The sequence below is a fragment of the Yoonia litorea genome (assembly GCF_900114675.1).
Taxonomy (GTDB): domain Bacteria; phylum Pseudomonadota; class Alphaproteobacteria; order Rhodobacterales; family Rhodobacteraceae; genus Yoonia; species Yoonia litorea.
The window spans coordinates 1,585,540-1,608,103 of sequence record NZ_FOZM01000001.1; the positions used below are offsets into that span (position 1 = coordinate 1,585,540).

Sequence of the window (22,564 nt, forward strand, 5' to 3'; positions counted from 1 at the left end):
ATCTACGTCTGGCACGAATAGCGAAACGCGCCCGATGCGACAAGCATCAGGCGCGACAGGCTTGGCCGGTTGTGCGACTTACATAGAGGCCGTGCGCACCGGCTGACGATAGAAGTAATGCGACCCGATGGACGCCGTACGTGGGAAACGCTTTGCCCATGACGGGCTGACTGCTTTCGTGTGGTAGTGCGTAGCACCACCTGTCAACGCGCGTGGCGCACCTTCAAGCAGGATTGCCGCCACCTTGCCGACGCGCTCCCAAGCGCGTGGTTCGTTGATGTTCTCTGGCAAACCGTCACAGGTATAAGTGAACTGGCAAGCGTATTTGCGTCCGGTGCCCTGATTGATCACACCGCAGAGCGTGTCAGGATAGGCGTCGCTATCCACACGGTTCAGGATCACCTCACCCACTGCAAACATACCGCGCACGGTCTCACCGCGGGCTTCGAAGTAAAGGGCTTCGGCAAGGCACTGCCATTGATCACCACCATCAGCGGACGGCAGCGAAGCGAGGTATTCGCGGTCGTAAATGGTGCTGCTTTCAGTTTCGACACCCCGTTCAACAGCAGGAGGCAGGCTGGTCAGAAGGCTCAATCGGCTGTCAGGAACGACCGAGAGCGCTTCGCGTTCTTGCCCAAGAATGGCGCTCAAGCGGCTAGCGAGCACCTCATCTGCGGCGGCTGGCAGGGCCCCGAAGATCATCGTTGCCGCGGTACACGCAGCGAAAAATCGTCTCATCAAACTCATCTTTTCCCACCCAGGAAGTGCACGGATCGACCCCGCGCTGGCAGGCAGTGCTTAAAACATGGTTGAGAATACGTCTACCCTTTGGTCAACGCAGTGGCGCAAAGGTGCTGCCCGCACCGCGCATACCGCAATATATGGTGTATTTTTCGGCGATTATTCGCCATAATAACTATATATAGAATGACATTATCGTGAGATTTGGCCCAGCAATGCAAGTTGCGCCGCTGTCAGACGTGCAACCGGCACACGAAACGGCGAGCAAGACACATAGTCAAAGCCCTTTTCACGGCAAAAAGCGATGGCAGCACGGCTGCCGCCGTGTTCACCGCAGATCGACAAAACAACATCTGGCCGGCTTGTCCGTCCGCGCTCTGCGCCCAAGGCAATCAGCTCGCCTACACCCTCGATATCGAGGGTATGAAACGGGTCCTCTGCATAGACACCCTGCTGGACATAGGACGACATGAACCGCCCGGCGTCATCGCGCGACAGCCCGTAGGTCATCTGGGTCAGATCGTTTGTCCCGAATGACAAGAAGTCGGCATGTTCGGCAATATCGTGTGCCCGCAAGCAGGCCCGCGGTGTCTCCACCATGACACCAAGCCGATAATCAAGATCGATCCTGCTTTTTGCACGCACGGCGTGGGCAACCGCGTCAACACGCGATTTGATCAACTCGACCTCTCGCATGGCGCTGACCAGCGGGATCATGATTTCTGCCGAGATCGCGACGCCCTTCTGACCGACTGCCACCATCGCTTCGAAAATCGCGCGGGCCTGCATGTCGTAAATCTCTGGCAAAGCGATCCCGAGACGCACGCCACGCATCCCCAGCATGGGATTGTATTCGGCAAGCGCATGCACGCGCTCGGTCACCTCAGGCAGTGGCAAGGCCACCTGCTCTGCCAGATCGCGCAAACCGGCCTTGTCTGACGGCAAAAATTCATGAAGCGGTGGATCAAAGAGACGAACACAGACAGACTTTCCGGCCATAATCTCAAAGAGCGCCTGAAAATCAGCCCGCTGCATCGGCAACAACCGGTCGAGCACCGCGCGACGGTCGTCGCTTTCCTCAGCGAAGATCATCTCGCGCATCACGCCCAAACGGTCGCCTTCAAAGAACATGTGCTCCGTCCGGCAAAGCCCGATACCTTCGGCGGCGAAATTTGCAGCCGTCTGTGCGTCGGCGGGTGTATCGGCATTTGCCCGCACGCCAATGTCACGAAAATCATCGGCCCAGTCGAGAAGCGTCTGAAACGCACCATCAAGGGCGGCCTCCAGCATTTTGGGTTCACCGACCAGGACCTGTCCTGTCGTCCCATCGACCGTGATTGTCTCACCGACGGCGAAGCTGCGTCCGTCAGCGCCGGTGATTCTGCCTGATTTACGGTCGATCACCAGATCGGAGGCACCAACGACACACGGCAGACCAAGCCCGCGCCCGATCACGGCCGCATGGCTCGTTACGCCGCCACGCATGGTCAGAACGGCAGAGGCCGCATGCATTCCGCGGATATCTTCCGGCGTGGTTTCACGACGCACCAGCACGCATGGTTCACCGCGCGCGGCGCTGGCCTGTGCCTCGCTCGCTGTCAGCACGATGCGCCCCGATGCAGCACCCGGGCTGGCCGCAATACCTCTGACAATGACATCTCGGGCTGCTTGGGGATCAACCTGCCGGTGAAGCAATTCGGAGAGCGCGGCAGGCTCGACACGCATGACAGCCTCTTCGCGCGGGATGATCTGATCCTCGGCCAAGGCCACCGCGATACGGACCGATGCCCGCGACGATCGCTGAACACGCACAGCATCGAGGATACGCAGCGCGCCATCCTGCAAGGTGAACTTGATCTCCATTTCCTCGCGCAGTCTCTTCCGGCAGAGATCACCGTAAGAGATCAATTGCGCAAACTGATCAGGGCAAAGATCTTCGAGCGAGGGACCACGTGTGTCACGTGTCAGATAAATCGCGCCTTCGGTTTCACGCCCGATCTCGCGCGTCGCAGCAAGATGGGAACTGACGTAGCGCCCGATGATCTTGGGCTGACCTGTCACGCTATCGACGAACTGCACCACGCCTTGTCCGCACTCGCCCTGCCCTGTGCCAGAGGCCATCGCCTGCACAACCAGACCAAGCCCCGCATCGGCAGGCGCGCCTTTGGCCTGCCGCAACAACCGCGCTGTGGTGCCATCCCACGCCCGCGCCATTGAGCGCAGAACCTCTGCAAGTTGCGTTTCCACATCCTGCGGGAACGGCATGTCGGTTTCGTATTCGAAGGTCGCCATCATCGCCTTGAGGCCCTTGGCGTCGGCCTGATCGGGCATGTGGAATTCGTCAGGATCAAGACGCGCAACATGGATCGCATAGGACTGCACGAAACGCATATAGAGCTTCGTTGCGGTTTCCTCGCCCAGCCAATTGATCAACTCGACATAGCGGGCGTCGTTCATACCGACGTTCAGGATTGCACCGGGGCCACCCCAATCGGGGTCCTGACTTGAGGGGCGCACCGACAAAAGCGGCGCATCCCCGAACGGCGCCAGAAGTTCATCCATATCCGGCAGATTGCCGATTGCCGCCTCATGCACGGCATCAAATGACAGCGCAACAGTCACAGGCACCGGCATATCCAGCCGGATCAGCCGCTGCAGGCATTTGGCACGCCCGCCATGCACGGCCGGCGACATGGCTGCTGTCGGCGTGATCAGGGTCAGGGGCTTGTATGTCGTCTGTTGCTGCACTGCGGCACCGTTATTGCGTGGCTGCAGCATAGGCAGAACAAATCACCCTGTCCAAGGAAGTTTACAGGATTTTACCCTTCGATCTTGGTCAGATCAGCCACAGAAAGGCAGATATTTCTGATGCGCGACAAAAGGTTCAGGCGGTTCCGGCGCAAAATCTCGCTGTCGGCATTGACCTGCACATCTGTAAAGAACGCATCAATCGGCCCCCGCAGAGCGGCCATCGCGGACATGGCAGCGCCGAAATCCTCGGCCTGCATGGCCGGTGTGATCTTGGCCTCTGCGGCATCGAGGGCGGCGAACAGGTCTTCCTCGGCCTGTTCCTCAGCGAATTTGATGTCGGCCCCGTAGGAGTATTCGACCCCGTCCTTTTCCTCGGCTTGGGTGAGGATGTTGTTGGCGCGTTTGAAGCCCTGGATCAAGTTCTCGCCGTCGTCAGTGGCAAGGGTTTCGGCCAGTGCCTCGGCCCGTTTGACGAGCAGGGTCAGGTCATCATTTCCCGGCATGGCAATGCAGGCGTCGATGATGTCGTGGCGGATGCCCTTGTCGCGGAGGAAGACCTTGAGGCGGTCGTGGAAGAAGGAGAGGAGGTCTTTTATCACGTTTGGATCACTTGCCGGATCGCTTCTTAGCTGATCAATCCAAGCGTCGATTCGACTTGTAAGATCCTCGGGGTTCGGCAGCTTCTTGCGAGCTTCGTCAAGCTCGAGAGAGAATAGAGTTTCCTCGTCAATTCCAGTTGCATTTGAATATTGCTGCCGAAGGCTCGGTCCCCTCTCATCGCCAACACCATCTCTCGTTTTCACATGCGGAAAAAATGCCCTTATCAAGAATTGGAGCAGTCCAAACCCAATATCATTCTCCAAAACCAACCGAATAACCCCCAGCGCCGCACGACGCAGCGCGAACGGGTCCTTGCTCCCAGTCGGCTTTTCGTCAATCGCCCAGAACCCTGTCAGCGTGTCGATCTTGTCGGCCAGTGCTACGGCGACAGACACCGGCGCGGTCGGCACATCATCTGACGGCCCCAGCGGAGAATAGTGTTCCTGACAGGCGGCGGCTATCTCAGCAGGCAGCCCCGCGGCCTCGGCATAATACCGCCCCATCAGCCCCTGCAATTCGGGGAATTCATAGACCATCTCGGACGAGAGATCGGCTTTAGCCACCTTTGCCGCCTGCTCTGCCAGATCAGGGTCGGCCCCAACGCTCGGTGCAATTTCACGAGCGAGTGCCGCGATGCGTTCGATCCGGTCTTTCTGGCTACCCAACTTGTTGTGGAAGGTCACGTTGCCAAGGCTTTCCAGCCAAGGCTCCATCCCCGCCTTTGCAACGCGCAGATCGTTCTCCCAAAAGAACTTCGCATCCGACAGGCGCGCCGAGAGCACCTTCTGGTTGCCCGCCAGAATGGTCGCACCATGATCGGCGGTCTCCATGTTGGCGACGGTCACAAAGCGTTCGATGCGGCCCGTCTTGGGTTTTTTTACGGAAAAGAACTTCTGATGTTCCTTCATCGAGGTTTGCAAAACCTCCGGCGGCAGCCCGAGGAAATCCTCGCCAATCTGTCCGATCAGCACGACAGGCCATTCGACCAGCCCTGCAACCTCGGCCAGCAACCCCTTGTCCTCGACCACTTCCAGACCCAGTGCAAACGCCTGATTGGTGGCGTCATTCCAGATCACCTCGGCCCGCTCGTCAGCGCGCAGGATGACTTTGGCACGCTTCAGCTTTGCTTCGTAATCATCGAAAGATGCGACAGAAAATGCATCAGGCGCCAAGAACCGGTGTCCACGCGTGGTAGCGCCAGATGAAATGCCGTCTATGTCCAGAGGCACAACCTCGGCCCCTGCCTCGTCAACCAACAGGCAGATGATGGAATGCAGCGGGCGCACCCACTTCAGCGTGCCCGTCCCCCAGCGCATCGACTTGGGCCACGGAAAGTTGCGAATGGTCTTTTCCAGAACCTCGGCCACGATTTCAGCTGCCGTGCGACCGGGCTTTTCGATCACCGCAAAATAGACCTGCCCCTTTTTGTCGTCGCGGATTTCGAGGTCTTCCATCGCAACGCCAGCACCACGCAGAAACCCTTCAACGGCCTTTTCAGGCGCGCCAACCTTCGGGCCGCGACGTTCTTCGCGCACGGCCTTGCTTTCAGCGGTCAGCCCTTCGACAGACAGCGCCAGACGACGCGGCGTGGAAAAGGCAGCAGCACCGGCATAGGTCAGACCCGCCTCGACCAGACCGTCAGTGACCAGCTTGCGCAGGTCCTCGGCGGCTTTGCTTTGCATCCGCGCGGGGATTTCCTCGGAAAAGAGTTCAATCAGAAGATCAGGCATCAGTTCAGACTTTCGGGTGGTGTGGGGCAGCCCTCCGGGGCCGGTTCGCCGTCAAAGACGACCTCGCCACATGCATTGATTTGGTGCCACGCGTAGCCGCGGCCATCAGGATAGACCGCTACGATCCGGTCGATCCCGTATTGGATATTCTCGATCCCCATGAAGGCCACGGCATCGGTGCGCATGTCTGCGCCGATTTGTTCGGCATCAAAGCAATCAAACCAGCCCGGCGCGACGCGCGGCTCTGCCTCGTCAACAATGACGTAGGTTTCGGTCAGCGTGGCAAGGCTGATTGGCGTCGTGAAACAGGCACGGTAGCGCAAAGGGCTGGAAATGGCGTCGATGGCGTCAAACTCTTCTACCAGCAGCGGCTCTGGTGCACCGGAGGTGAGCGAGGTCATCACAACCGCATCGGGCGAGAATTCGACCTCTTCATAGTAGGCATAGACCTGCTGGTAATACATCAGGCCGCCTGCAATCGCGCCGGTCAGGAGAATAAGCACAATGATTACCCGCGCCATCAGGCTGCCGCGCCCCCTGCTTCGGTTTGCACAAAGGCATCGGCACAGGCCTTTGCCAGCGCGCGCACGCGCCCGATGTAGGCCTGACGTTCCGTGACAGATATCACGCCGCGCGCATCAAGCAGGTTAAAGACGTGGGACGCCTTGATGCATTGGTCATAGGCGGGATGCGCCATGATGATCTGCTTGCCGGTCTTGGGATCTGTAGCAGGTGCATCAAGGATGCGCTGGCATTCGGCCTCTGCATCAAGGAAGTGTTGCAACAGCACATCTGTGTCTGCCACGTCGAAGTTCCAGCGCGAGTATTCCTGTTCGGTCTGGCGGAAGACATCGCCGTATTTCAGCGCAATCGGCGCATCGGGATCATTGAACGGCATATCCATGACGTGATCCACGCCCCGAACATACATCGCCAGACGCTCCAACCCGTAGGTCAGCTCGCCAGAGACCGGTTTGCAGTCATGTCCGCCAACCTGCTGGAAATAAGTAAACTGGCTGACTTCCATGCCGTCGCACCAGACCTCCCAACCTAAGCCCCAAGCCCCCAATGTCGGGCTTTCCCAGTCGTCCTCGACAAATCGGATGTCATGGATTGTCGCATCAATTCCGATGGCTTTCAGCGAACCAAGGTAGAGCTCTTGCAAATCAGGCGGGCTGGGTTTGATCAGCACCTGATATTGATAGTAGTGCTGCAAGCGGTTGGGGTTTTCACCATAACGCCCATCAGTGGGACGGCGTGAAGGCTGCACGTAGGCAGCAGCCCAGTGGTTCGTGCCCAGCGCGCGGAGGGTTGTGGCGGGATGAAACGTACCAGCACCCACTTCCATGTCATAAGGTTGCAGGATCGCACAGCCTTTGGCCGCCCAGTAGGTCTGGAGCCGCAGGATGATTTCCTGAAAACTGCGTGGTTTGTCCGACATGAAAGCCCTCTTTTCTTTAGAGGGTTCAATAGGGTGTGCTGCAGGAAGGGTCAATTAGGCAACGGCGCGTGATTTATCAGGCGGATGGATGCCTGATGCACACCAGATTGCTTGCTATTTCGTGCCAGAACCCGCTTCCATAAGTGTGTGACTTTCGCAATGACAATGGATCACCCATGATACGCACTGCCCTGATTGCCGTCTTTCTTTTTCTCGCGGCGCTACCTGCCAGAGCACAGGACAGTTGGTGGGTCCAGATTGCAGCCCGCCCGACGCTGTCTGCGGCGACCGATTTTGCACGTGAGGCGGCGACACAGATCAGCGGCATTCACGGGTTCTACCTTGGTAACGGGTTTTATGCGATTGCCATCGGGCCATTTGACCGGTCCGAAGCCGATCAGACCCGGTCGCGGCTCCTGAATGCGCGTGCCATCCCCAGCGACAGCTTTGTCAAAGACAGCCGCAGCTTTGACCAACAGTTCTGGCCAATCGGCGGCGCGATTACCGCCCCGGCGGTTGCCCTCGCCCCCGCCCCACTGGCAACGGCGACCTTGCCGGACGAAACGCCGCGAGAAGCGCGCGCATCGGAAAGCACGCTCACCCGCGACGAACGGGAGTTGTTGCAAACGGCACTTCAGTGGGCAGGCTTTTATGATGCGGCAATTGATGGGGCATTCGGGCGCGGCACACGTGCTGCGATGGAAGCTTGGCAGCTTGCAAATGCCGCTGAACCGACCGGCATCCTGACGACGCGCCAGCGGGCTGATCTGGTCGCTCAGTATAACGCGGTCCTCACCGCGCTTGATTTGCAGACAACGACTGAGACGGCCGCAGGGATCGAGATGCTGATACCGAAAGCATCCGTTGTTTTCACAGAATACCAACCACCGTTCGTCAAATACGAGGCCAGTTCCGATGCTGGCAGCGAACGCGTTTTGCTGATCTCACAGGCTGGCGACGCAGCGCAGCTTCGTGGCCTTTATGAGGTCATGCAGAGCCTTGATATCGTGCCAGTTGAAGGTGAGCGCTCTTTCTGGGCTGACAGGTTTGTCATCGAAGGGCGCGATGAGAACATCATCTCCTACACCGAAGCGAACCTGTCTGCGGGCGAAATCAAAGGCTTTACGCTTGTCTGGCCATCCGATGACCTTGCGACCTATCAGCGGTTGCGCCGCGAAATGCAGGCAAGCTTCGCGCGCCTGACTGGCACCTTGGATCCTGCGATTGCGCCGCCTTCCGAAGACCAGTCTGTCGATATGGTCGCCGGTCTTGCAATCAGACAGCCGACCTTTGCCAGATCCGGCTTCTATGTAAGTCAATCCGGCCATGTCCTGACCTCGTATCAGGGATTGGACCAGTGTTCGCGGATCACGGTCGCCGAAGACCTGATGATGCGCATTGAAGTGATTGATGAAGACTTAGGCCTCGCATTGCTGACGCCACCGACGGCGCAAAGCCCCAGGGCTGTCGCGCAGATTGACACGGCTGTGCCCCGCCTGCGCGATCGCGTAGCTGTCGCAGGCTTTCCGTTCGGCGGTGTCCTGGCGGACCCCACTTTGACATTCGGGACGCTTGCGGATTTGCGGAACCTAAAGGGTGACCCTTCGCAGGCCCGACTGGAGCTCACCGCGCAGCCTTCAGACGCAGGTGGCCCGATCCTGAACAGCAAGGGCCACGTTATCGGGATGCTACTAACAACCGAAGCGCAATCGCAACAGACGCTCCCTGAAGGCGTCAGCTTTGCGGTAAAGTCCGCCGATATCGCTGCATTCCTGACAACCGCCGGACTGAATGTCGCGCCCCTTGAGCAGACCGATGCCCTAAGCCCTGTGGCCCAAACACGATTGGCGGCGGATCTGGGCGTCCTGGTTAGCTGCTGGTAAGCGCAATATCAGAACGCAGTCTGATCACTGTCGGGACATTGCGCGAGAAAGCGGCATAAAGCGCTGGCGCTAGGTCTCCAAGGCTTTCAGGCTCAGTAGCTGCTGCACCATAGGCCTCGGCGAGTTTCAGGAAATCTGGGTTGCGCTGGATGACAGCATTCGGCGCGATCTGCGCGCGCACCATACTGTCTTCGATCTCACCCAATTTACCGTTGTCCCAGATGATGATGGGCAGGTTTTGCCCGAGTTCCACCGCGACAGCCAATTCCTGCACGGTGTACTGGAACCCGTAGTCGCCCAGAATGGCGAGAACCGGTTGCTCACCCACCCCAACCTTGCCACCGATGGCCGCGGGCAGCGCGTAGCCTAAGGTGCCGAAGCCATAAGGGTGATGCCAGTGATTTGGACGATCAAGCGGATAGACCTCTTTTGCGGCGTAGGCGAATTGAGTCATGTCCGAGAATATCATCGTGTCGTCAGGCAGCGCCTCTTTCAGCACGTCCACAACAGGCAAAATACCGGGCCGTTCGGCGTTGATCTGCGCCCGCATTCGCGATTTGAAGCTTGCGACTTCTGCAGGGTCCCATCCGGTCTTCGGCGGCTCCTTCGTCATGGTGGTCAGGGTCGCAAGCAGGTGCCCGTATGCGCTAGCGTGGATTACCATATCCGCCTTGTGTCGGTCGGTGAGCACTTCGGGGTCCAGATCAATCCTTACCAGCTTTGCCGTATGTCCCAGCGCATCACGCCAAAGATCAACTTCTGACAATTCTGTGCCAACCGCGATCACAAGATCGGCGGTGCTGATCACATCCGCGCTTTCAGGACGCGCCAGCATCGACCCGAAGTTGAGCGCATAATTCGGCGAAATCCGTCCCCGCCCTGCATAGGTCGTCATGACGGCCGCCCCCATGTCCTGCACCATCCGCGACACCTGATCGCCACCGGTTTGCGCACCAAGGATCACGTTCAGGTCGCGGGTCGCACCACCGCCAAAGATGAAAAGCGGACGCTTGGAGGCGCGCAACCATTCACGCAAGGCCTCAAGACGCAACGGATCAGCCTCACCCACCGCACCGATTGGCCACTCTGATGCGGACGGCGCTTCGGGCGCTTGCGCCTCAAGTACAGAAATCGGCACCTGTATATGCTTCGGTCGCATCCGGCGGGTCTGGAACTCTGCCAAAGCACGGTCGATCAAACTGAAAGCGGCGTCAGCTGTCTTTGCTGTCACAGACCAATCGCAGACGGTCGCGGCGGCGGCTTCCTGATCTTTCATCTGGTGCAATTGGCCCCGTGTCGCTTCCGTTTCGTCAAGCACGGAGGAGAGAACCAGCATCGGCACGCTGTCCGAATAGGCTTGCCCCATCGGTGTCATGATGTTGCACAGGCCGGGGCCCGAAATGACATAGGCCACACCGGGACGACCTGTTGCGCGTGCATAGCCATCCGCCATAAAGCCCGCACCCTGTTCATGGCGCGCCAGAATGTGCGTGATGCCTGCCTCTTCGATACCGCGGTACATCTCTTGGTTATGGACACCGGGGATACCAAAGATCGTCGAAACGCCACGATCCTTCAGCATATGCGAAATTTGCGCACCAAGCGGTCGGGTCGGCATGTCAGCTTCTCCAGAATTTAATTGTCAGGATGGTCAGCACGACCATGATCTCAAGCCGGCCAACGAACATCGCAATTGCGAGGATCCATTTGGCCGTATCGTTGATGTTGGCGTAATTGCCGGCGGGTCCGATCTCCAGCCCCAGACCGGGCCCGATATTGGCCAAAGCTGCGGCTGCACCTGATACAGAGGTGATGAAATCCAGCCCGGTCAGCCCCAGCAAGACAGCTGTTACGCCAAGCGACAGAATAAACGCCACCAGAAATGCAATCACCGAATTCAGGACATCTTCGCTGATCGGACGACCATCATAGCGCGGTGTAAAGACGCCATGGGGTGAGTGGATTTGCCTGATCTGCGTCTTGATCGCCGCAAAGACCAGTTGATAGCGGAACACCTTTACCGAACAGGAGGTCGATCCGGCGCAACCACCAATCAAGCCGATCAGAAAAAAGACGACGACCGGAAACGTCCCCCAGAGCATGTAATTGGCGTTGGCATAGCCTGTGCCAGTCATGATCGAGGTGACATTGAACATCGCCTCACGAAAAGCCGTCTCGGTCATCACCCCGGCCCGCCCCCACAGCCATGCGGTTGTGAGCACAACAAACAGCCCGATCAGCAGAAGAAAAACGTGGATCTGACGGTCATAGAAAAGCGGACGCGCCGTTCCAGCCAGGATCTGCACGAACCGGACGAAGGGCAGCGCCGCAAGGATCATGAAAACAATCGCTACGTAGTGCACACCCGGACCGAACGCGGCAAAAGAGGCGTCATAGTTTGCCATGCCGCCGGTCGATACCGTCGTCATCGCATGCACAACTGCGTCGAAGCCGTTCATCCCCATGATCGAATAAAACATCATGCACGCGAGCGTCAGGCCAGCGTAGATGTAAGAAATGCGCTTCGCGATTTCACCCGCGCGCGGCAGGATTTTCCCGCTTGTGTCAAACCCTTCAGAGCGGAAGATCTGCATCCCTCCGACACGCAGTTCCGGCAGAAAGACCATCGCAACAACGACGATCCCCACGCCTCCCAGCCACTGCAAAATACCGCGCCAAAGCTGCAGGCCCTCTGGCAGGGCCTCAAGCCCTGTCAGCACCGTTGCGCCTGTGGTCGTAAGCCCTGACATCGCCTCAAAGAAAGCATCTGTGAAGCTCGAACCCGTCGCGCCAAGCGCGAAAGGAATTGCGCCAAAGACAGGCAAGGTCAGCCAGACCAGTGAGGTCAGAAGGAACGTCTGCCGCAAGGACAACCCTTCAGAAACGCCATTTGCGCAGGCCATGGCAATCAGACCACCTGTCAGGATGGTAATGACCATGCTTTCGAAGAAGACAAACCAGTGATCATTCCCATTGAACAGATCAACGGCCAGCGGGGCCAGCATGGTCAAACCAAGCGACGCCACAAGCAGACCGATCACATATCCCACTGGGCGTAAATCAAGCATAGGGCAGCGTTGTCCTGCCCGTCATCCGGTGTCAAGCAGCCTGAGACGCAAACGCTGGGTCTCGCGCTTGAAAGTGGCGAAGGGCGCGATAGCTCTCGGCTATGTTTGAACCGACCTACACTGCTGCCCTCGACCGCCTGCAAGGCTTTTTGCCTAATGCGGGCCGTTCATATGCCGAAAAGCGCAATTACGATGATCGCGCCAATGTCTCCACGCTTTCACCCTATATCCGTCACCGGATCATCACTGAAGAGGATGTTCTGAAGGCCACATTGCAGCGACACAGCGCGACCGCTGCTGAAAAGTTCATTCAGGAGGTCTACTGGCGCACCTATTGGAAAGGCTGGCTGGAGCTGCGCCCGGCGGTCTGGGACGACTACAAGGCCACGTTGCAAGGGTCCGTGAACCGCGTCCAGACAGAAAGCGGCCTTCGTCGCGACTGGGAGGCCGCCTGCAAAGGCGAAACCGGCATCGCCTGCTTTGATCACTGGGCCCAGGAATTGGTCGAGACAGGGTATCTGCACAATCACGCGCGCATGTGGTTTGCCTCAATCTGGATCTTTACGCTCAGGCTGCCGTGGGCACTAGGGGCGGACTTTTTTCTCCGTCATCTACTGGACGGTGACCCGGCTTCAAACACGTTGTCATGGCGTTGGGTGGCAGGACTGCAAACCATCGGGAAAACCTATCTTGCCCGCCACGACAATATCGCGAAATACACGAAAGGGCGTTTCCATCCTGAAGGTCTGGCGATAGAGGCAGTGCCGTTGGAGGGTCGCCCGCATCCGCCGCGCGGCGCGGTTCCACAGTCGGACCCCATCAAAGGGGGCGGATCATCCGCACTGCTGATCACCGAGGAGGATCTCTCGCCCGGCTGGTTGCTTGACAGGTTTGCACCTGAGCAGACAATCGTGGTGCAGACGACAAAATCCCGCAGCCCATGGCAGGTTGCACCGCAGGTGAATGACTTCGTGGCAGGCGCACTAAACGATTGCGTGGCGAGATATGGCGCAAAACTGCGCCGCGTGAGCTATGTCACCCCCGCAAACGTCGAAGATTGGTGTGCGCAAAACAATGTCCGAGAGCTTGTCAGCAGCTACATCCCCGTCGGCCCGACGAGAGACGCCCTAAGCCACCTCCCGTTATCGCTGCAAGTTCGCAAGTATGATGCGGATGCATGGCCGCACGCGACGCACGGTTTCTTTCGCTTCAAAGAAAAGATTCCGTCACTTCTGGGGCGTTTGAAAGGCTTGGAATTGACCTAACGTCATCTGAGCATTTTGCCGCCAATCGCGTCCTTTCCGCACCCTGCCTCTTGTCTGAAACCTCTACGGACATAAACTGAACTCAACAGTTTACTTGGAGGTCCACCGACATGGCAACGACGCTCACCATCAACGGAAAACAGCAGGCAGTTTCGCTGCCTGATGATGTACCTCTTCTGTGGGTATTGCGGGATGAGCTGGGGCTCACCGGGACAAAGTTCGGCTGTGGGGTTGCGGCGTGCGGGGCTTGCACAGTCCATATTGATGGCGAAGCCGTCCGATCCTGTCAGGTGGCGCTGGCAGATGTCTGGGGCGATGTGACGACGATTGAGGGGTTGGGCACGCCCGATAACATGGCTGTCATCCAGCAGGCATGGGTTGACCATCAGGTTGCGCAATGCGGTTACTGCCAGTCTGGCCAGATCATGAACGCAGCGGCACTTCTTCAGGCTGTGCCGAACCCGGCGGATCAAGACATAGATGATGCGATGCAGGGCAATCTTTGCCGCTGCGGAACGTACCCGCGGATTCGCGCTGCCATCAAAGATGCGGCACAGCGTATCAGCGAAGGAGCGTAGCGGATGGCAAGTATAGGAAAAATTGCCCGTCGCACCTTCCTGATAGGGTCAGCCGCGATTGTCGGCGGTGTCGCGTTTGGCATTTACCAAATCAACAAAGACGCGCCCAACCCACTTGTTGCCGGAGACGGCGAAGCGACTTTGAACCCCTTTGTTTTGATTAATGGCGACGGCGTCACCATCATCGCGCCCCGTGCCGAGATGGGCCAGGGCGTTCAGACCACGCTCGCTGCACTTGTTGCCGAAGAAATGGATGTTGCTTGGGACGATATCACCGTTTTGCACGGTCCACCCGCACAAGCATACTATAATTCCGTCTTTCTTGGGATGGCCCTGCCCTTTCACCACTACGGTGACAGCGCGTTTGTGCACAACCTTCGCAAACAAGTCGGTAAGGCGGGGAAACTCCTGAACTTGCAAGCGACCGGAGGTTCGACGTCGATGAAGGACTTTTATGAGAGAATGCGCCATGCCGGTGCTTCAGCGCGCGAAGCCATGAAACTGGCAGCGGCACAGCAGCTGGGTGTGGATGCGGCCTCACTTCGCACGGAAAACTCCAAAGTCATCGCTTCGGATGGGACGGAGATCGCTTACGGCGACCTCGCCATAGCCCTTCGCGATATCACCCCGCCGGATGCGCCGCTGCGGGCGAAGTCTGAGTGGAAGTATCTCGGCAAACCTATGCCGCGGAAGGACATGGTTGGTAAGGCCACAGGAACAGCGACCTTTGCAACAGATGTCGCCCTTGATGGCATGAAATTTGCAACCGTTCGTCGCAACCCCAAACGTGCGGGGATGATCAGCTATGACGATAGCGCAGCACGCGAAATGGACGGCGTTGAAGCGGTTGTCGATCTCGGCGACGGGATTGCAGTTGTTGCGTCAAACACGTGGCTGGCCATGCAGGCTGCCGACATGGTCGATATCGTTTGGGAAGATGCGACTTACCCCGCTGATACCGACAGCCTTCGTGCTGCGATTACTGCCTCGTTGAATGGTGAGCCAGACAGTGTCACCCGCGATGATGGCGATGTGAGCGCTGCTATTGAAGGTACTGAAATCACAGCAGAATACTATATCCCATGGCTTGCACATTCCACGATGGAGCCGATGTGCGGGACCGCACTTTTCACCGGTAACGCGCTAGAGCTTTGGCTGGGCAACCAAGCCCCGACAATGGTGCGCGACGCTTGTGCAGAGGCCGTGGGTCTGTCGCCTGAGCAAGTCACCTTGCACACGACCTATTTGGGCGGTGGTTTCGGGCGACGCGGCGAATTCGACTTTGGCACACAAGTTTCAAAGATCGCAGCTGCAATGCCGGGGACTCCGATCCGCATGGTCTGGACCCGCGAAGAGGATATGCGACACGACTTCTACCGCCCTGCCGCCGCCGCGCAATTCAGAGGCGTGGTCAACGATGGCAAGGCTGTCTTGCTAGATGGTAAGGTTGCCGCCCCGTCTGTCTTTCATAACTCGTCTCTGCGGCAGGTGGGGACGGTGCCGCCCGGTCCGGATCGATTGCATGTCGAAGGCGGAGCTGACCAACCCTACGCCATCCCAAACTTCCGCTATGCGGGACACCTGACAGATCTGACTGTCCCTCTGGGCTTCTGGCGGTCCGTCGGCGCATCGGTAAACGGCTTTATGCTGGACACATTCATCGATGAAATGGCGCATGCTGCCGGTGCCGATCCGCTGCAATTCCGTCTCGACCTTGCGACCCCGGAACACGCGCCATCTGCTGGCGTGATCCGCCGCGTGGGTGAGATGTCGGGATGGACTGGCGAAACACCAGACAACATCGGGCGCGGCGTTGCCTTTTGCTATTCCTTCGGCACGCCAACCGCAGAGGTCGTTGAGGTTGAAGACACCGGCAACGGTATCAAAATCAACAACGTCTGGATTGCCTGTGACGTCGGAACCGCACTGGATCCCAGCATCATTGAAGCGCAAATGGTGTCAGGGGCGATCTACGGCCTGTCCGCGGCCATGCAGGGCGAGATCACATTTGCTGATGGCGAGGTCGAACAGGGCAATTTTTACGACTATGACGCGCTCAGAATGCACAACACGCCGGCATTTGAAGTCAGCATCCTTGAGGACAACCCCTTTATGGGCGGTGTCGGGGAACCCGGCACACCGCCGTCCATGTCTGCCTTGGGAAATGCGTTGTTTGATCTGACGGGGACGCGCGCGCGGGAGCTGCCCTTGATCAACACCTTTGATCTGATTTTGTAGGTTGAGGGGTGCAGAGCCCCTCAAGACAGCCAGGTTTTGTAGTCACTCACCAGAAGATGCGTCGGTGCTTCATCTTCTTCGATGTTGGCAAAGCGCCCGATGGGCTCGCGGAAAATGTTATCGGTTTCATCGTCGTTGACTGTTGAAACCTCGCCGATGAGCACATCACCGCCCTCACCCCAGAATGCGTGCCAATCACCGGGCATGAGTGTCACGCTTTCACCGGGTGAGAACTTCAATTTTTCGCCCGGGGCAAATGTGCGCCTGATGCCGTCGCACATAACAACGCCGCCAGCGGTTTCGTCAAAATTGCCGTCACCGTCGGAGCCGTAAAGCTCGATCACCATGGTTGCACCACCACGGTTGATGATGTCTTCGGCTTTGATCACATGCGTGTGCATCGGCGAAAGCTGGTCCTGCTTGGAAATCAGCAGCTTCTCGGCGTAGCACATGCCCCCACCGCGTTGCAGATCGGCAAGCCGGCCATTGCGAAGCGTGAAGAGGAACAGACCCATCTCGTCATAGCGCCCTGCGCCATAGTCGGTGATGTCCCAGCCGCAACGCGCATCAATGACTGCCTGTGCTTCGGAAGCGCGCGCTTTGAATTCTTCAGGTGTCCAATAGGCCCAAGGTGGCAGGACAAATCCGTAGGACCGGATCATGTCGTCAGCTTCTGCCATAATCTCGTTGATGCGTGAGCGTTTCATGGGTCCATCTCCAACCTGTTTGCACGCATTGGTGCCACACTGGGGAGAAACTGCAAGTCACCTTGCTCCGCTGGCCTGCAATACAGATGTTTGTGGCCGGAAGCGTGGGCGAGGTGTTCAGGCGATCTTGCGCAGCGCGCCACCGCGCCAGTCGCAGCATGCTTGCCCGAAGGCCTCGAACATGGGGCGGGATACCGGATCACCTGCTGCGTTCCATTCGGGGTGCCATTGTACGGCCATCGCAAATCCGGGCGCATCCTGAATGTAGATCGCCTCTGGCGTTCCATCAGGGGCGTGACCGTCGATCACGACCCGCGGACCCGCCGTTTTGATGCCCTGCCCGTGCAAAGTGTTCGTCATCACCTTGTGGCTGCCGAACAGTCGGTGAAACGGTCCATCCTCAGTCAGCGTCACCTCGTGCCGAAGCGCAAATTTTTCCTCCAAGGTGCCGTCAGGCGGCATCCGGTGGTTGTCGCGGCCCGGCAGATCACGAATTTCCGGATAAAGCGTGCCGCCCATCGCGACATTGAACTCCTGAAAGCCCAGGCAGACACCAAAGATCGGCACACCGCGTGCGACGCTCTGTCTGATCAGTGGCAAGCTGATCCGGTCGCGGTCACGGTTGAAAGTGCCGTGTGCCTCGGTCGGTGCCTCGCCGTATTCTTCGGGGTGCACGTTGGGCCGCCCGCCCGGAAAGAAGAAACCATCACAACTGTCGATCAATTCTTCAACGTCGAGATGTTCGGGGTTTGTCGGAATGATGACCGGAAGGACATTTGCCACGCGTGACAACGCCTCCACATTCAACGCACCAGCGGCATGGACGAGGTACTGCCCCTCTAGCATGTGAGCGTTAGAGATAACTCCGACAACTGGACGCGCCATTGATCTTCCTTCCTTCGCTACGCCGTCAATTTATGTCGAAACGAGCCGAGGGGAAAGGGAGGGGTCCGCACAAGCCTGCAGGCAATCCTGCACACGTCAACCGCGACCGCAGGACAGCACAAAAAAGGGGCAGATCGCCAACCGATCCGCCCCCTATGATGACATGCATTTGCGCTTAGAATTCGCCGTCGAGCCCGGCTGCTTCGATACCGGCCATCGCAGCAATGACGTCGTTGTCGGAGGTGTCACCTGTCACACCGACTGCCCCGATGACTGCGCCACGCTTATCCTTGACCAAGACACCACCTGGAACGGGGACAACTGCGCCACCATAGACACCGTTGACGGCGGCCATGAAGTACGCTTGTTGCTCGGCCCGCGCCATCTGCGCTGATCCTGCCATACCAAGCATGATTGACCCGTAGGCTTTACCATGTGCAATGCCGAAGCGGCCAGGTGCGGCACCATCGGCCCGCTCGAAAGCTTTCACGTGACCACCTGCGTCAAGGATCACCACGGAAAGCGGCTTGAAGCCGAGTTCCTGACCTTTGGCCAATGCTTTGCGAATGATCGTGCGCGCCTTGTTCGCTGATATTTCAGCCATCTGTTTCTTCCTTGTCTAATGGTTTCGCTGGGCTTTAAGTTCGAGCCGGCGTTGGTGCAGCACAGGTTCTGTATAGCCCGACGGTTGCACACGGCCTTTGAAGACCAGATCGCAGGCCGCCTGAAACGCGATTCCATCAAAATCGGGGGCCATTGGTCGGTAGGCTGGATCATCGGCATTCTGTTCGTCAACGACCTGCGCCATTTTTCGCATGGCGTCCATCACCTGCTCTTCGCTGACCACATCGTGGTGCATCCAGTTGGCAAGGGCCTGAGACGAAATCCGACAGGTCGCGCGATCCTCCATCAGACCGACGTTGTTGATGTCGGGCACTTTGGAGCAACCGACGCCCTGGTCAATCCAGCGGACGACATAACCAAGGATACCTTGGGCGTTGTTCTCGACCTCGCGCATCTTCTGCGCGTCCGTCCAGCGCTGGTATTGCGCCAGCGGAATATCGAGGATCGACGACACATAGGCACGGCGACCGCCTTTGCGCAGCTTGGCCTGCACCGCCATCACGTCAACCTTGTGATAGTGAAGCGCGTGCAAGGTCGCCGCTGTCGGGCTTGGCACCCATGCGCAGTTCGCACCAGACTGCGGGTGCGCGATCTTCTGCTCCAGCATGGCGGCCATCATGTCGGGCATGGCCCACATGCCCTTGCCGATCTGCGCCTTGCCGGAAAAGCCGCACTCAAGACCGATATCGACATTCTGGTCCTCGTAAGCCCCGATCCACTGCTTGCGCTTGATAAAGTCTTTCCGGCTGAACGGACCTGCCTCCATCGAGGTGTGGATTTCGTCGCCAGTGCGGTCAAGGAAGCCTGTGTTGATGAAGGCGACGCGGCTTTTCGCGGCGCGGATACATTCCTTGAGGTTCACCGTGGTGCGGCGCTCCTCGTCCATGATGCCGATCTTGACGGTGTCGCGCGGCAAGCCTAGCGCATCCTCGACGCTGGCGAAAATATCATTGGTGAATCCGACCTCTTCGGGGCCGTGCATTTTCGGCTTCACAACGTAAACCGACCCGTGAGCCGAGTTGCCGCTTTCCTTTTTCAGGTCGTGCATGGCGATCAGGACTGTGATCATCGCGTCCATGAGGCCTTCGAATACCTCATCGCCATTAGCGTCCAGAATTGCTGGATTGGTCATCAAGTGTCCGACGTTTCTGATCCACAGAAGCGCGCGGCCCTTGAGCGTGACCTCACCACCGTCTGCTGCGGTGTAAGTCAGGTCATCCTTGAGGCGGCGGGTCATCGTCTTGCCACCTTTCTCGAACGAAGCCTCAAGGTTGCCCTGCATCAATCCCAGCCAGTTGGTATAGGCCTCAACCTTGTCCTCTGCGTCCACGCAGGCGACGCTGTCCTCGCAGTCCATGATGGCCGAGACCGCACTTTCAAGGCGCACGTCGGCCAGAAGTGCCTGGTCGCGGCTTCCGATCGGATGCGCACGATCGAACACAAGTTCGACGTGCAAGCCGTTGTTACGCAAAAGAATTGCGTCAGGTGCCTTGGGGTTGCCGCGATACCCCACAAATTTCTCAGGGTGCTTGAGGGGTTGATCGTCGATCAGCAGCGCTCCGTTATGGACATAGTAACGCGAGACATCGGCGTGGCTTGTCCCCTCAATCGGAAATGCCTCATCAAGAAACACGCGTGAGCGGGCGACAACACGGGAACCATGACCGCGGTCATATGGACCTTTCGGCGGGGCAACGCCCATGGCATCAGTGCCGTAGAAAGCGTCGTACAGACTTCCCCAGCGTGCGTTCGCGGCATTCAGCGCGAAGCGGGCGTTCGTGATGGGCACCACCAGCTGTGGACCGGGCACCGTTGCGATCTCCGGATCGACATTCGTTGTCTCGATCTCGAAATCGGGACCTTCTTCGACCAGATAGCCAATCTCTTTCAGGAAGGCCTCATAGGCTGTGCGATCATGCGGCTGACCTTTGCGCGCAACGTGCCAGGCATCGATCTGTTGCTGGATATCTTCGCGCTTACTAAGAAGAGCGCGGTTTCGTGGGGTCATTTCATTGACGAGGGCGGCAAAGCCGGACCAGAAGTCATCGGCGCTGATGCCGGTTCCGTCCAAAGCCTCATTTTCGATGAAACTTGCCAGTTTGTCGGCTACCTGTAGCCCGTGTTTTTCCACACGATTACTCATCCGTCGTCCCCCATTTTTATTGCATGCAGCGGCACACAAGGCTCCGCCTCGACGGAAGTAATGCCCATGTTTCCCTTAGGCAACATCGGGCGCGCACTTTTATGAAGGCGCCTCGTCTTTACGGGATCTTCCGGCCTTGCAGCGCTCTGAACAGTAGCGGACCTCGTCCCAGACCTTTGCCCATTTCTTGCGCCATGCGAACGGCCGTCCACAGGTCGCGCAGGTCTTATGCGGCAGGTCGGATTTTCGGCGCATCTTCGGCATGACTGGATGTTAGCGCGGATGCAGGATCGGCAAAGGGCCATCTGCCCTAAACCACAGGCACAGCCTGTCTTGAAGCTGTCTTGCGGTTCTTTTAAACGAGGCCGGTAACCCGCAAGAGGACACACCCATGCTTGACCTGACTTACGACGCTCCTGCCCCAAAAACCATCGCTGGTGCGACGGGTGATTGGGAATTGGTCATCGGCCTCGAAGTACACGCACAGGTCGCCACGAAAGCGAAACTTTTTTCAGGCGCGTCCACGGAGTTTGGTGCAGAGCCAAACAGCAATGTCGCATTTGTTGATGCGGGGATGCCGGGGATGCTTCCGGTCATCAATGAGGGGTGCGTGGCACAGGCCGTCAAAACCGGATTGGGCCTCAAGGCCGAGATCAATCTGGTGTCGGCGTTTGACCGCAAGAACTATTTCTACCCCGACCTGCCGCAGGGCTATCAGATTTCCCAGCTTTACCATCCGATTGTGGGTGAAGGCGAAGTGCTGGTGGAAATGGGCAACGGTCTGGCAAGGACCGTCCGTATCGAGCGTATCCACCTTGAACAGGATGCGGGTAAGTCGATCCATGACATGGACCCCGCAATGTCTTTCGTGGACCTGAACCGCACAGGGGTGGCGTTGATGGAAATCGTCAGCCGTCCAGATATTCGTGGCCCGGAGGAAGCTGCAGCCTATGTCGGCAAGCTGCGCCAGATCATGCGTTACCTCGGCACCTGCGACGGCAACATGCAGAACGGCAACCTGCGGGCTGACGTGAACGTCTCTGTTTGCCGCCCCGGCGATTATGAGAAGTATCAGGAAACGCAGGATTTCAGCCACCTCGGCACCCGCTGCGAGATCAAGAACATGAACTCCATGCGGTTTATCCAGATGGCGATTGATTACGAGGCGCGGCGCCAGATCGCTCTGCTGGAAGACGGCAAAGAGGTTGTCCAGGAAACCCGCCTTTATGATCCTGACAAGAACGAAACACGGTCCATGCGGTCCAAGGAAGAGGCGCATGATTACCGCTACTTCCCTGATCCCGACCTGCTGCCGCTCGAGATTGAACAGGCGTGGGTCGATGATATCGCCGCTGCTTTGCCAGAGTTGCCGGATGAAAAGAAAGCGCGCTTTATCAGTGACTTTGGCCTGTCCGACTATGACGCGTCAGTGCTCACCGCTGAAGTGGCCAATGCGGCTTACTTTGAAAAAGTGGCAGAGGGCCGTGACGGCAAACTGGCTGCAAACTGGGTCATCAACGAGTTGTTTGGACGCCTCAAGAAAGAGGACCACAGCATCGAAGACAGCCCGGTTTCCGCCGAGCAGTTGGGTGAATTGATCGGCTTGATCAAGTCAGGCGATATCAATGGCAAGATCGCAAAAGAGGTCTTTGAGATTTCCTATACGACCGGCCGTAGCCCTGCAGAGATCGTTGAAACCGAAGGCATGAAGCAGGTGACAGACACCGGCGCAATCGAAGCTGCTGTTGACGAGATCATTGCCGGCAACCCTGCGCAGGTTGAAAAAGCGAAGGCCAATCCTAAACTTGTAGGGTGGTTCGTAGGCCAAGTCATGAAAGCAACTGGTGGCAAGGCAAACCCTGCGGCGGTCAATCAGATGGTGTCTTCAAAGCTCGGCCTCTGATCGGTCA

The 22,564-nt window shown here is 58.1% G+C and carries 17 protein-coding genes; 5 read left to right on the plus strand and 12 right to left on the minus strand.

Annotation, left to right across the window (positions count from 1 at the left end):
• Nucleotides 1-78: 78 nt before the first annotated feature.
• The 5 genes from BM316_RS08190 to BM316_RS08210 all read right to left on the minus strand — a co-directional run bounded on the left by BM316_RS08190 (nucleotide 79) and on the right by BM316_RS08210 (nucleotide 7,263).
• Nucleotides 79-738: a cell wall hydrolase gene (locus BM316_RS08190; RefSeq protein WP_090206272.1), complete on the minus strand. Its 660-nt coding sequence runs from the start codon at nucleotides 736-738 to the stop codon at nucleotides 79-81.
• A 195-nt stretch (nucleotides 739-933) separates the two neighbouring features.
• The gene (locus BM316_RS08195) at nucleotides 934-3,519 is read right to left on the minus strand and encodes a putative PEP-binding protein (RefSeq protein ID WP_090206275.1); all 2,586 of its coding nucleotides are present in this window, start codon (nucleotides 3,517-3,519) and stop codon (nucleotides 934-936) included.
• Between the two features lie 41 nt (nucleotides 3,520-3,560).
• Nucleotides 3,561-5,822 carry a glycine--tRNA ligase subunit beta gene (gene glyS, locus BM316_RS08200; RefSeq protein WP_090206278.1) on the minus strand — a complete coding sequence of 754 codons (2,262 nt, stop codon included), beginning with the start codon at nucleotides 5,820-5,822 and terminating at the stop codon, nucleotides 3,561-3,563.
• The gene (locus BM316_RS08205; protein WP_090206281.1) at nucleotides 5,822-6,343 is read right to left on the minus strand and encodes a DUF6446 family protein; all 522 of its coding nucleotides are present in this window, start codon (nucleotides 6,341-6,343) and stop codon (nucleotides 5,822-5,824) included. Before BM316_RS08205 ends, glyS begins: the two co-directional genes overlap by 1 nt.
• Entirely contained in the window at nucleotides 6,343-7,263 is a 921-nt protein-coding gene (locus BM316_RS08210) for a glycine--tRNA ligase subunit alpha (RefSeq protein WP_090206284.1), read from the minus strand. Before BM316_RS08210 ends, BM316_RS08205 begins: the two co-directional genes overlap by 1 nt.
• A 176-nt stretch (nucleotides 7,264-7,439) precedes the next feature.
• Between BM316_RS08210 and BM316_RS08215 the strand changes: the two genes are divergently transcribed.
• Nucleotides 7,440-9,146, plus strand: coding sequence for a trypsin-like peptidase domain-containing protein (locus BM316_RS08215; protein ID WP_090206287.1), 1,707 nt, complete (start codon nucleotides 7,440-7,442; stop codon nucleotides 9,144-9,146).
• Here the strand turns inward: BM316_RS08215 and BM316_RS08220 are convergent.
• Nucleotides 9,133-10,764 carry a thiamine pyrophosphate-binding protein gene (locus BM316_RS08220; RefSeq protein WP_090206289.1) on the minus strand — a complete coding sequence of 544 codons (1,632 nt, stop codon included), beginning with the start codon at nucleotides 10,762-10,764 and terminating at the stop codon, nucleotides 9,133-9,135. The two genes, BM316_RS08215 and BM316_RS08220, sit on opposite strands and share 14 nt — an antisense overlap.
• A 1-nt stretch (nucleotide 10,765) precedes the next feature.
• A complete protein-coding gene (locus tag BM316_RS08225) occupies nucleotides 10,766-12,214 on the minus strand; it encodes a TrkH family potassium uptake protein (RefSeq protein ID WP_090206292.1) in 1,449 nt (482 codons plus the stop codon).
• Between the two features lie 101 nt (nucleotides 12,215-12,315).
• Here BM316_RS08225 and BM316_RS08230 point away from each other — a divergent pair, with 101 nt between their 5' ends.
• The 3 genes from BM316_RS08230 (at nucleotide 12,316) to BM316_RS08240 (ending at nucleotide 16,295) form a co-directional block, all read left to right on the plus strand.
• Nucleotides 12,316-13,479, plus strand: a complete 1,164-nt coding sequence (locus tag BM316_RS08230) for an FAD-binding domain-containing protein (RefSeq protein WP_090206296.1) — start codon at nucleotides 12,316-12,318, stop codon at nucleotides 13,477-13,479.
• 110 nt (nucleotides 13,480-13,589) lie between these two features.
• On the plus strand, nucleotides 13,590-14,057 hold the full coding sequence (locus BM316_RS08235) for a (2Fe-2S)-binding protein (RefSeq protein WP_090206298.1): 468 nt from the start codon (nucleotides 13,590-13,592) through the stop codon (nucleotides 14,055-14,057).
• A 3-nt stretch (nucleotides 14,058-14,060) separates the two neighbouring features.
• Nucleotides 14,061-16,295: a xanthine dehydrogenase family protein molybdopterin-binding subunit gene (locus tag BM316_RS08240; protein WP_090206300.1), complete on the plus strand. Its 2,235-nt coding sequence runs from the start codon at nucleotides 14,061-14,063 to the stop codon at nucleotides 16,293-16,295.
• A 20-nt stretch (nucleotides 16,296-16,315) separates the two neighbouring features.
• Here the strand turns inward: BM316_RS08240 and BM316_RS08245 are convergent, their stop codons facing one another.
• From BM316_RS08245 to BM316_RS08265, 5 genes are all read right to left on the minus strand, one after another.
• A complete protein-coding gene (locus BM316_RS08245) occupies nucleotides 16,316-17,002 on the minus strand; it encodes a D-lyxose/D-mannose family sugar isomerase (RefSeq protein WP_090206303.1) in 687 nt (228 codons plus the stop codon).
• Nucleotides 17,003-17,119: 117 nt separating this feature from the next.
• Nucleotides 17,120-17,887 (minus strand): gamma-glutamyl-gamma-aminobutyrate hydrolase family protein, encoded by a 768-nt coding sequence (locus tag BM316_RS08250; RefSeq protein ID WP_090206306.1) that lies wholly within the window; start codon nucleotides 17,885-17,887, stop codon nucleotides 17,120-17,122.
• 175 nt (nucleotides 17,888-18,062) lie between these two features.
• The gene (locus BM316_RS08255) at nucleotides 18,063-18,491 is read right to left on the minus strand and encodes a GlcG/HbpS family heme-binding protein (RefSeq protein ID WP_090206308.1); all 429 of its coding nucleotides are present in this window, start codon (nucleotides 18,489-18,491) and stop codon (nucleotides 18,063-18,065) included.
• A 15-nt stretch (nucleotides 18,492-18,506) separates the two neighbouring features.
• Nucleotides 18,507-20,654 carry a malate synthase G gene (locus BM316_RS08260; RefSeq protein ID WP_090206311.1) on the minus strand — a complete coding sequence of 716 codons (2,148 nt, stop codon included), beginning with the start codon at nucleotides 20,652-20,654 and terminating at the stop codon, nucleotides 18,507-18,509.
• A 99-nt stretch (nucleotides 20,655-20,753) separates the two neighbouring features.
• Nucleotides 20,754-20,918 (minus strand): DUF2256 domain-containing protein, encoded by a 165-nt coding sequence (locus tag BM316_RS08265; protein ID WP_090206314.1) that lies wholly within the window; start codon nucleotides 20,916-20,918, stop codon nucleotides 20,754-20,756.
• A 127-nt stretch (nucleotides 20,919-21,045) separates the two neighbouring features.
• On the opposite strand from BM316_RS08265, the gene gatB reads away from it, so the two are divergent.
• Nucleotides 21,046-22,557: an Asp-tRNA(Asn)/Glu-tRNA(Gln) amidotransferase subunit GatB gene (gene gatB, locus BM316_RS08270; RefSeq protein ID WP_090206317.1), complete on the plus strand. Its 1,512-nt coding sequence runs from the start codon at nucleotides 21,046-21,048 to the stop codon at nucleotides 22,555-22,557.
• Nucleotides 22,558-22,564 lie beyond the last annotated feature (7 nt).

Bases quoted from the DNA above. Each gene is read 5' to 3' on its own strand.
- BM316_RS08190 (WP_090206272.1), bottom strand. From the start codon at position 738: ATGAGACGATTTTTCGCTGCGTGTACCGCGGCAACGATGATCTTCGGG.
- BM316_RS08195 (WP_090206275.1), bottom strand. From the start codon at position 3,519: ATGCTGCAGCCACGCAATAACGGTGCCGCAGTGCAGCAACAGACGACA.
- glyS (WP_090206278.1), bottom strand. From the start codon at position 5,822: ATGCCTGATCTTCTGATTGAACTCTTTTCCGAGGAAATCCCCGCGCGG.
- BM316_RS08205 (WP_090206281.1), bottom strand. From the start codon at position 6,343: ATGGCGCGGGTAATCATTGTGCTTATTCTCCTGACCGGCGCGATTGCA.
- BM316_RS08210 (WP_090206284.1), bottom strand. From the start codon at position 7,263: ATGTCGGACAAACCACGCAGTTTTCAGGAAATCATCCTGCGGCTCCAG.
- BM316_RS08215 (WP_090206287.1), top strand. From the start codon at position 7,440: ATGATACGCACTGCCCTGATTGCCGTCTTTCTTTTTCTCGCGGCGCTA.
- BM316_RS08220 (WP_090206289.1), bottom strand. From the start codon at position 10,764: ATGCCGACCCGACCGCTTGGTGCGCAAATTTCGCATATGCTGAAGGAT.
- BM316_RS08225 (WP_090206292.1), bottom strand. From the start codon at position 12,214: ATGCTTGATTTACGCCCAGTGGGATATGTGATCGGTCTGCTTGTGGCG.
- BM316_RS08230 (WP_090206296.1), top strand. From the start codon at position 12,316: ATGTTTGAACCGACCTACACTGCTGCCCTCGACCGCCTGCAAGGCTTT.
- BM316_RS08235 (WP_090206298.1), top strand. From the start codon at position 13,590: ATGGCAACGACGCTCACCATCAACGGAAAACAGCAGGCAGTTTCGCTG.
- BM316_RS08240 (WP_090206300.1), top strand. From the start codon at position 14,061: ATGGCAAGTATAGGAAAAATTGCCCGTCGCACCTTCCTGATAGGGTCA.
- BM316_RS08245 (WP_090206303.1), bottom strand. From the start codon at position 17,002: ATGAAACGCTCACGCATCAACGAGATTATGGCAGAAGCTGACGACATG.
- BM316_RS08250 (WP_090206306.1), bottom strand. From the start codon at position 17,887: ATGGCGCGTCCAGTTGTCGGAGTTATCTCTAACGCTCACATGCTAGAG.
- BM316_RS08255 (WP_090206308.1), bottom strand. From the start codon at position 18,491: ATGGCTGAAATATCAGCGAACAAGGCGCGCACGATCATTCGCAAAGCA.
- BM316_RS08260 (WP_090206311.1), bottom strand. From the start codon at position 20,654: ATGAGTAATCGTGTGGAAAAACACGGGCTACAGGTAGCCGACAAACTG.
- BM316_RS08265 (WP_090206314.1), bottom strand. From the start codon at position 20,918: ATGCCGAAGATGCGCCGAAAATCCGACCTGCCGCATAAGACCTGCGCG.
- gatB (WP_090206317.1), top strand. From the start codon at position 21,046: ATGCTTGACCTGACTTACGACGCTCCTGCCCCAAAAACCATCGCTGGT.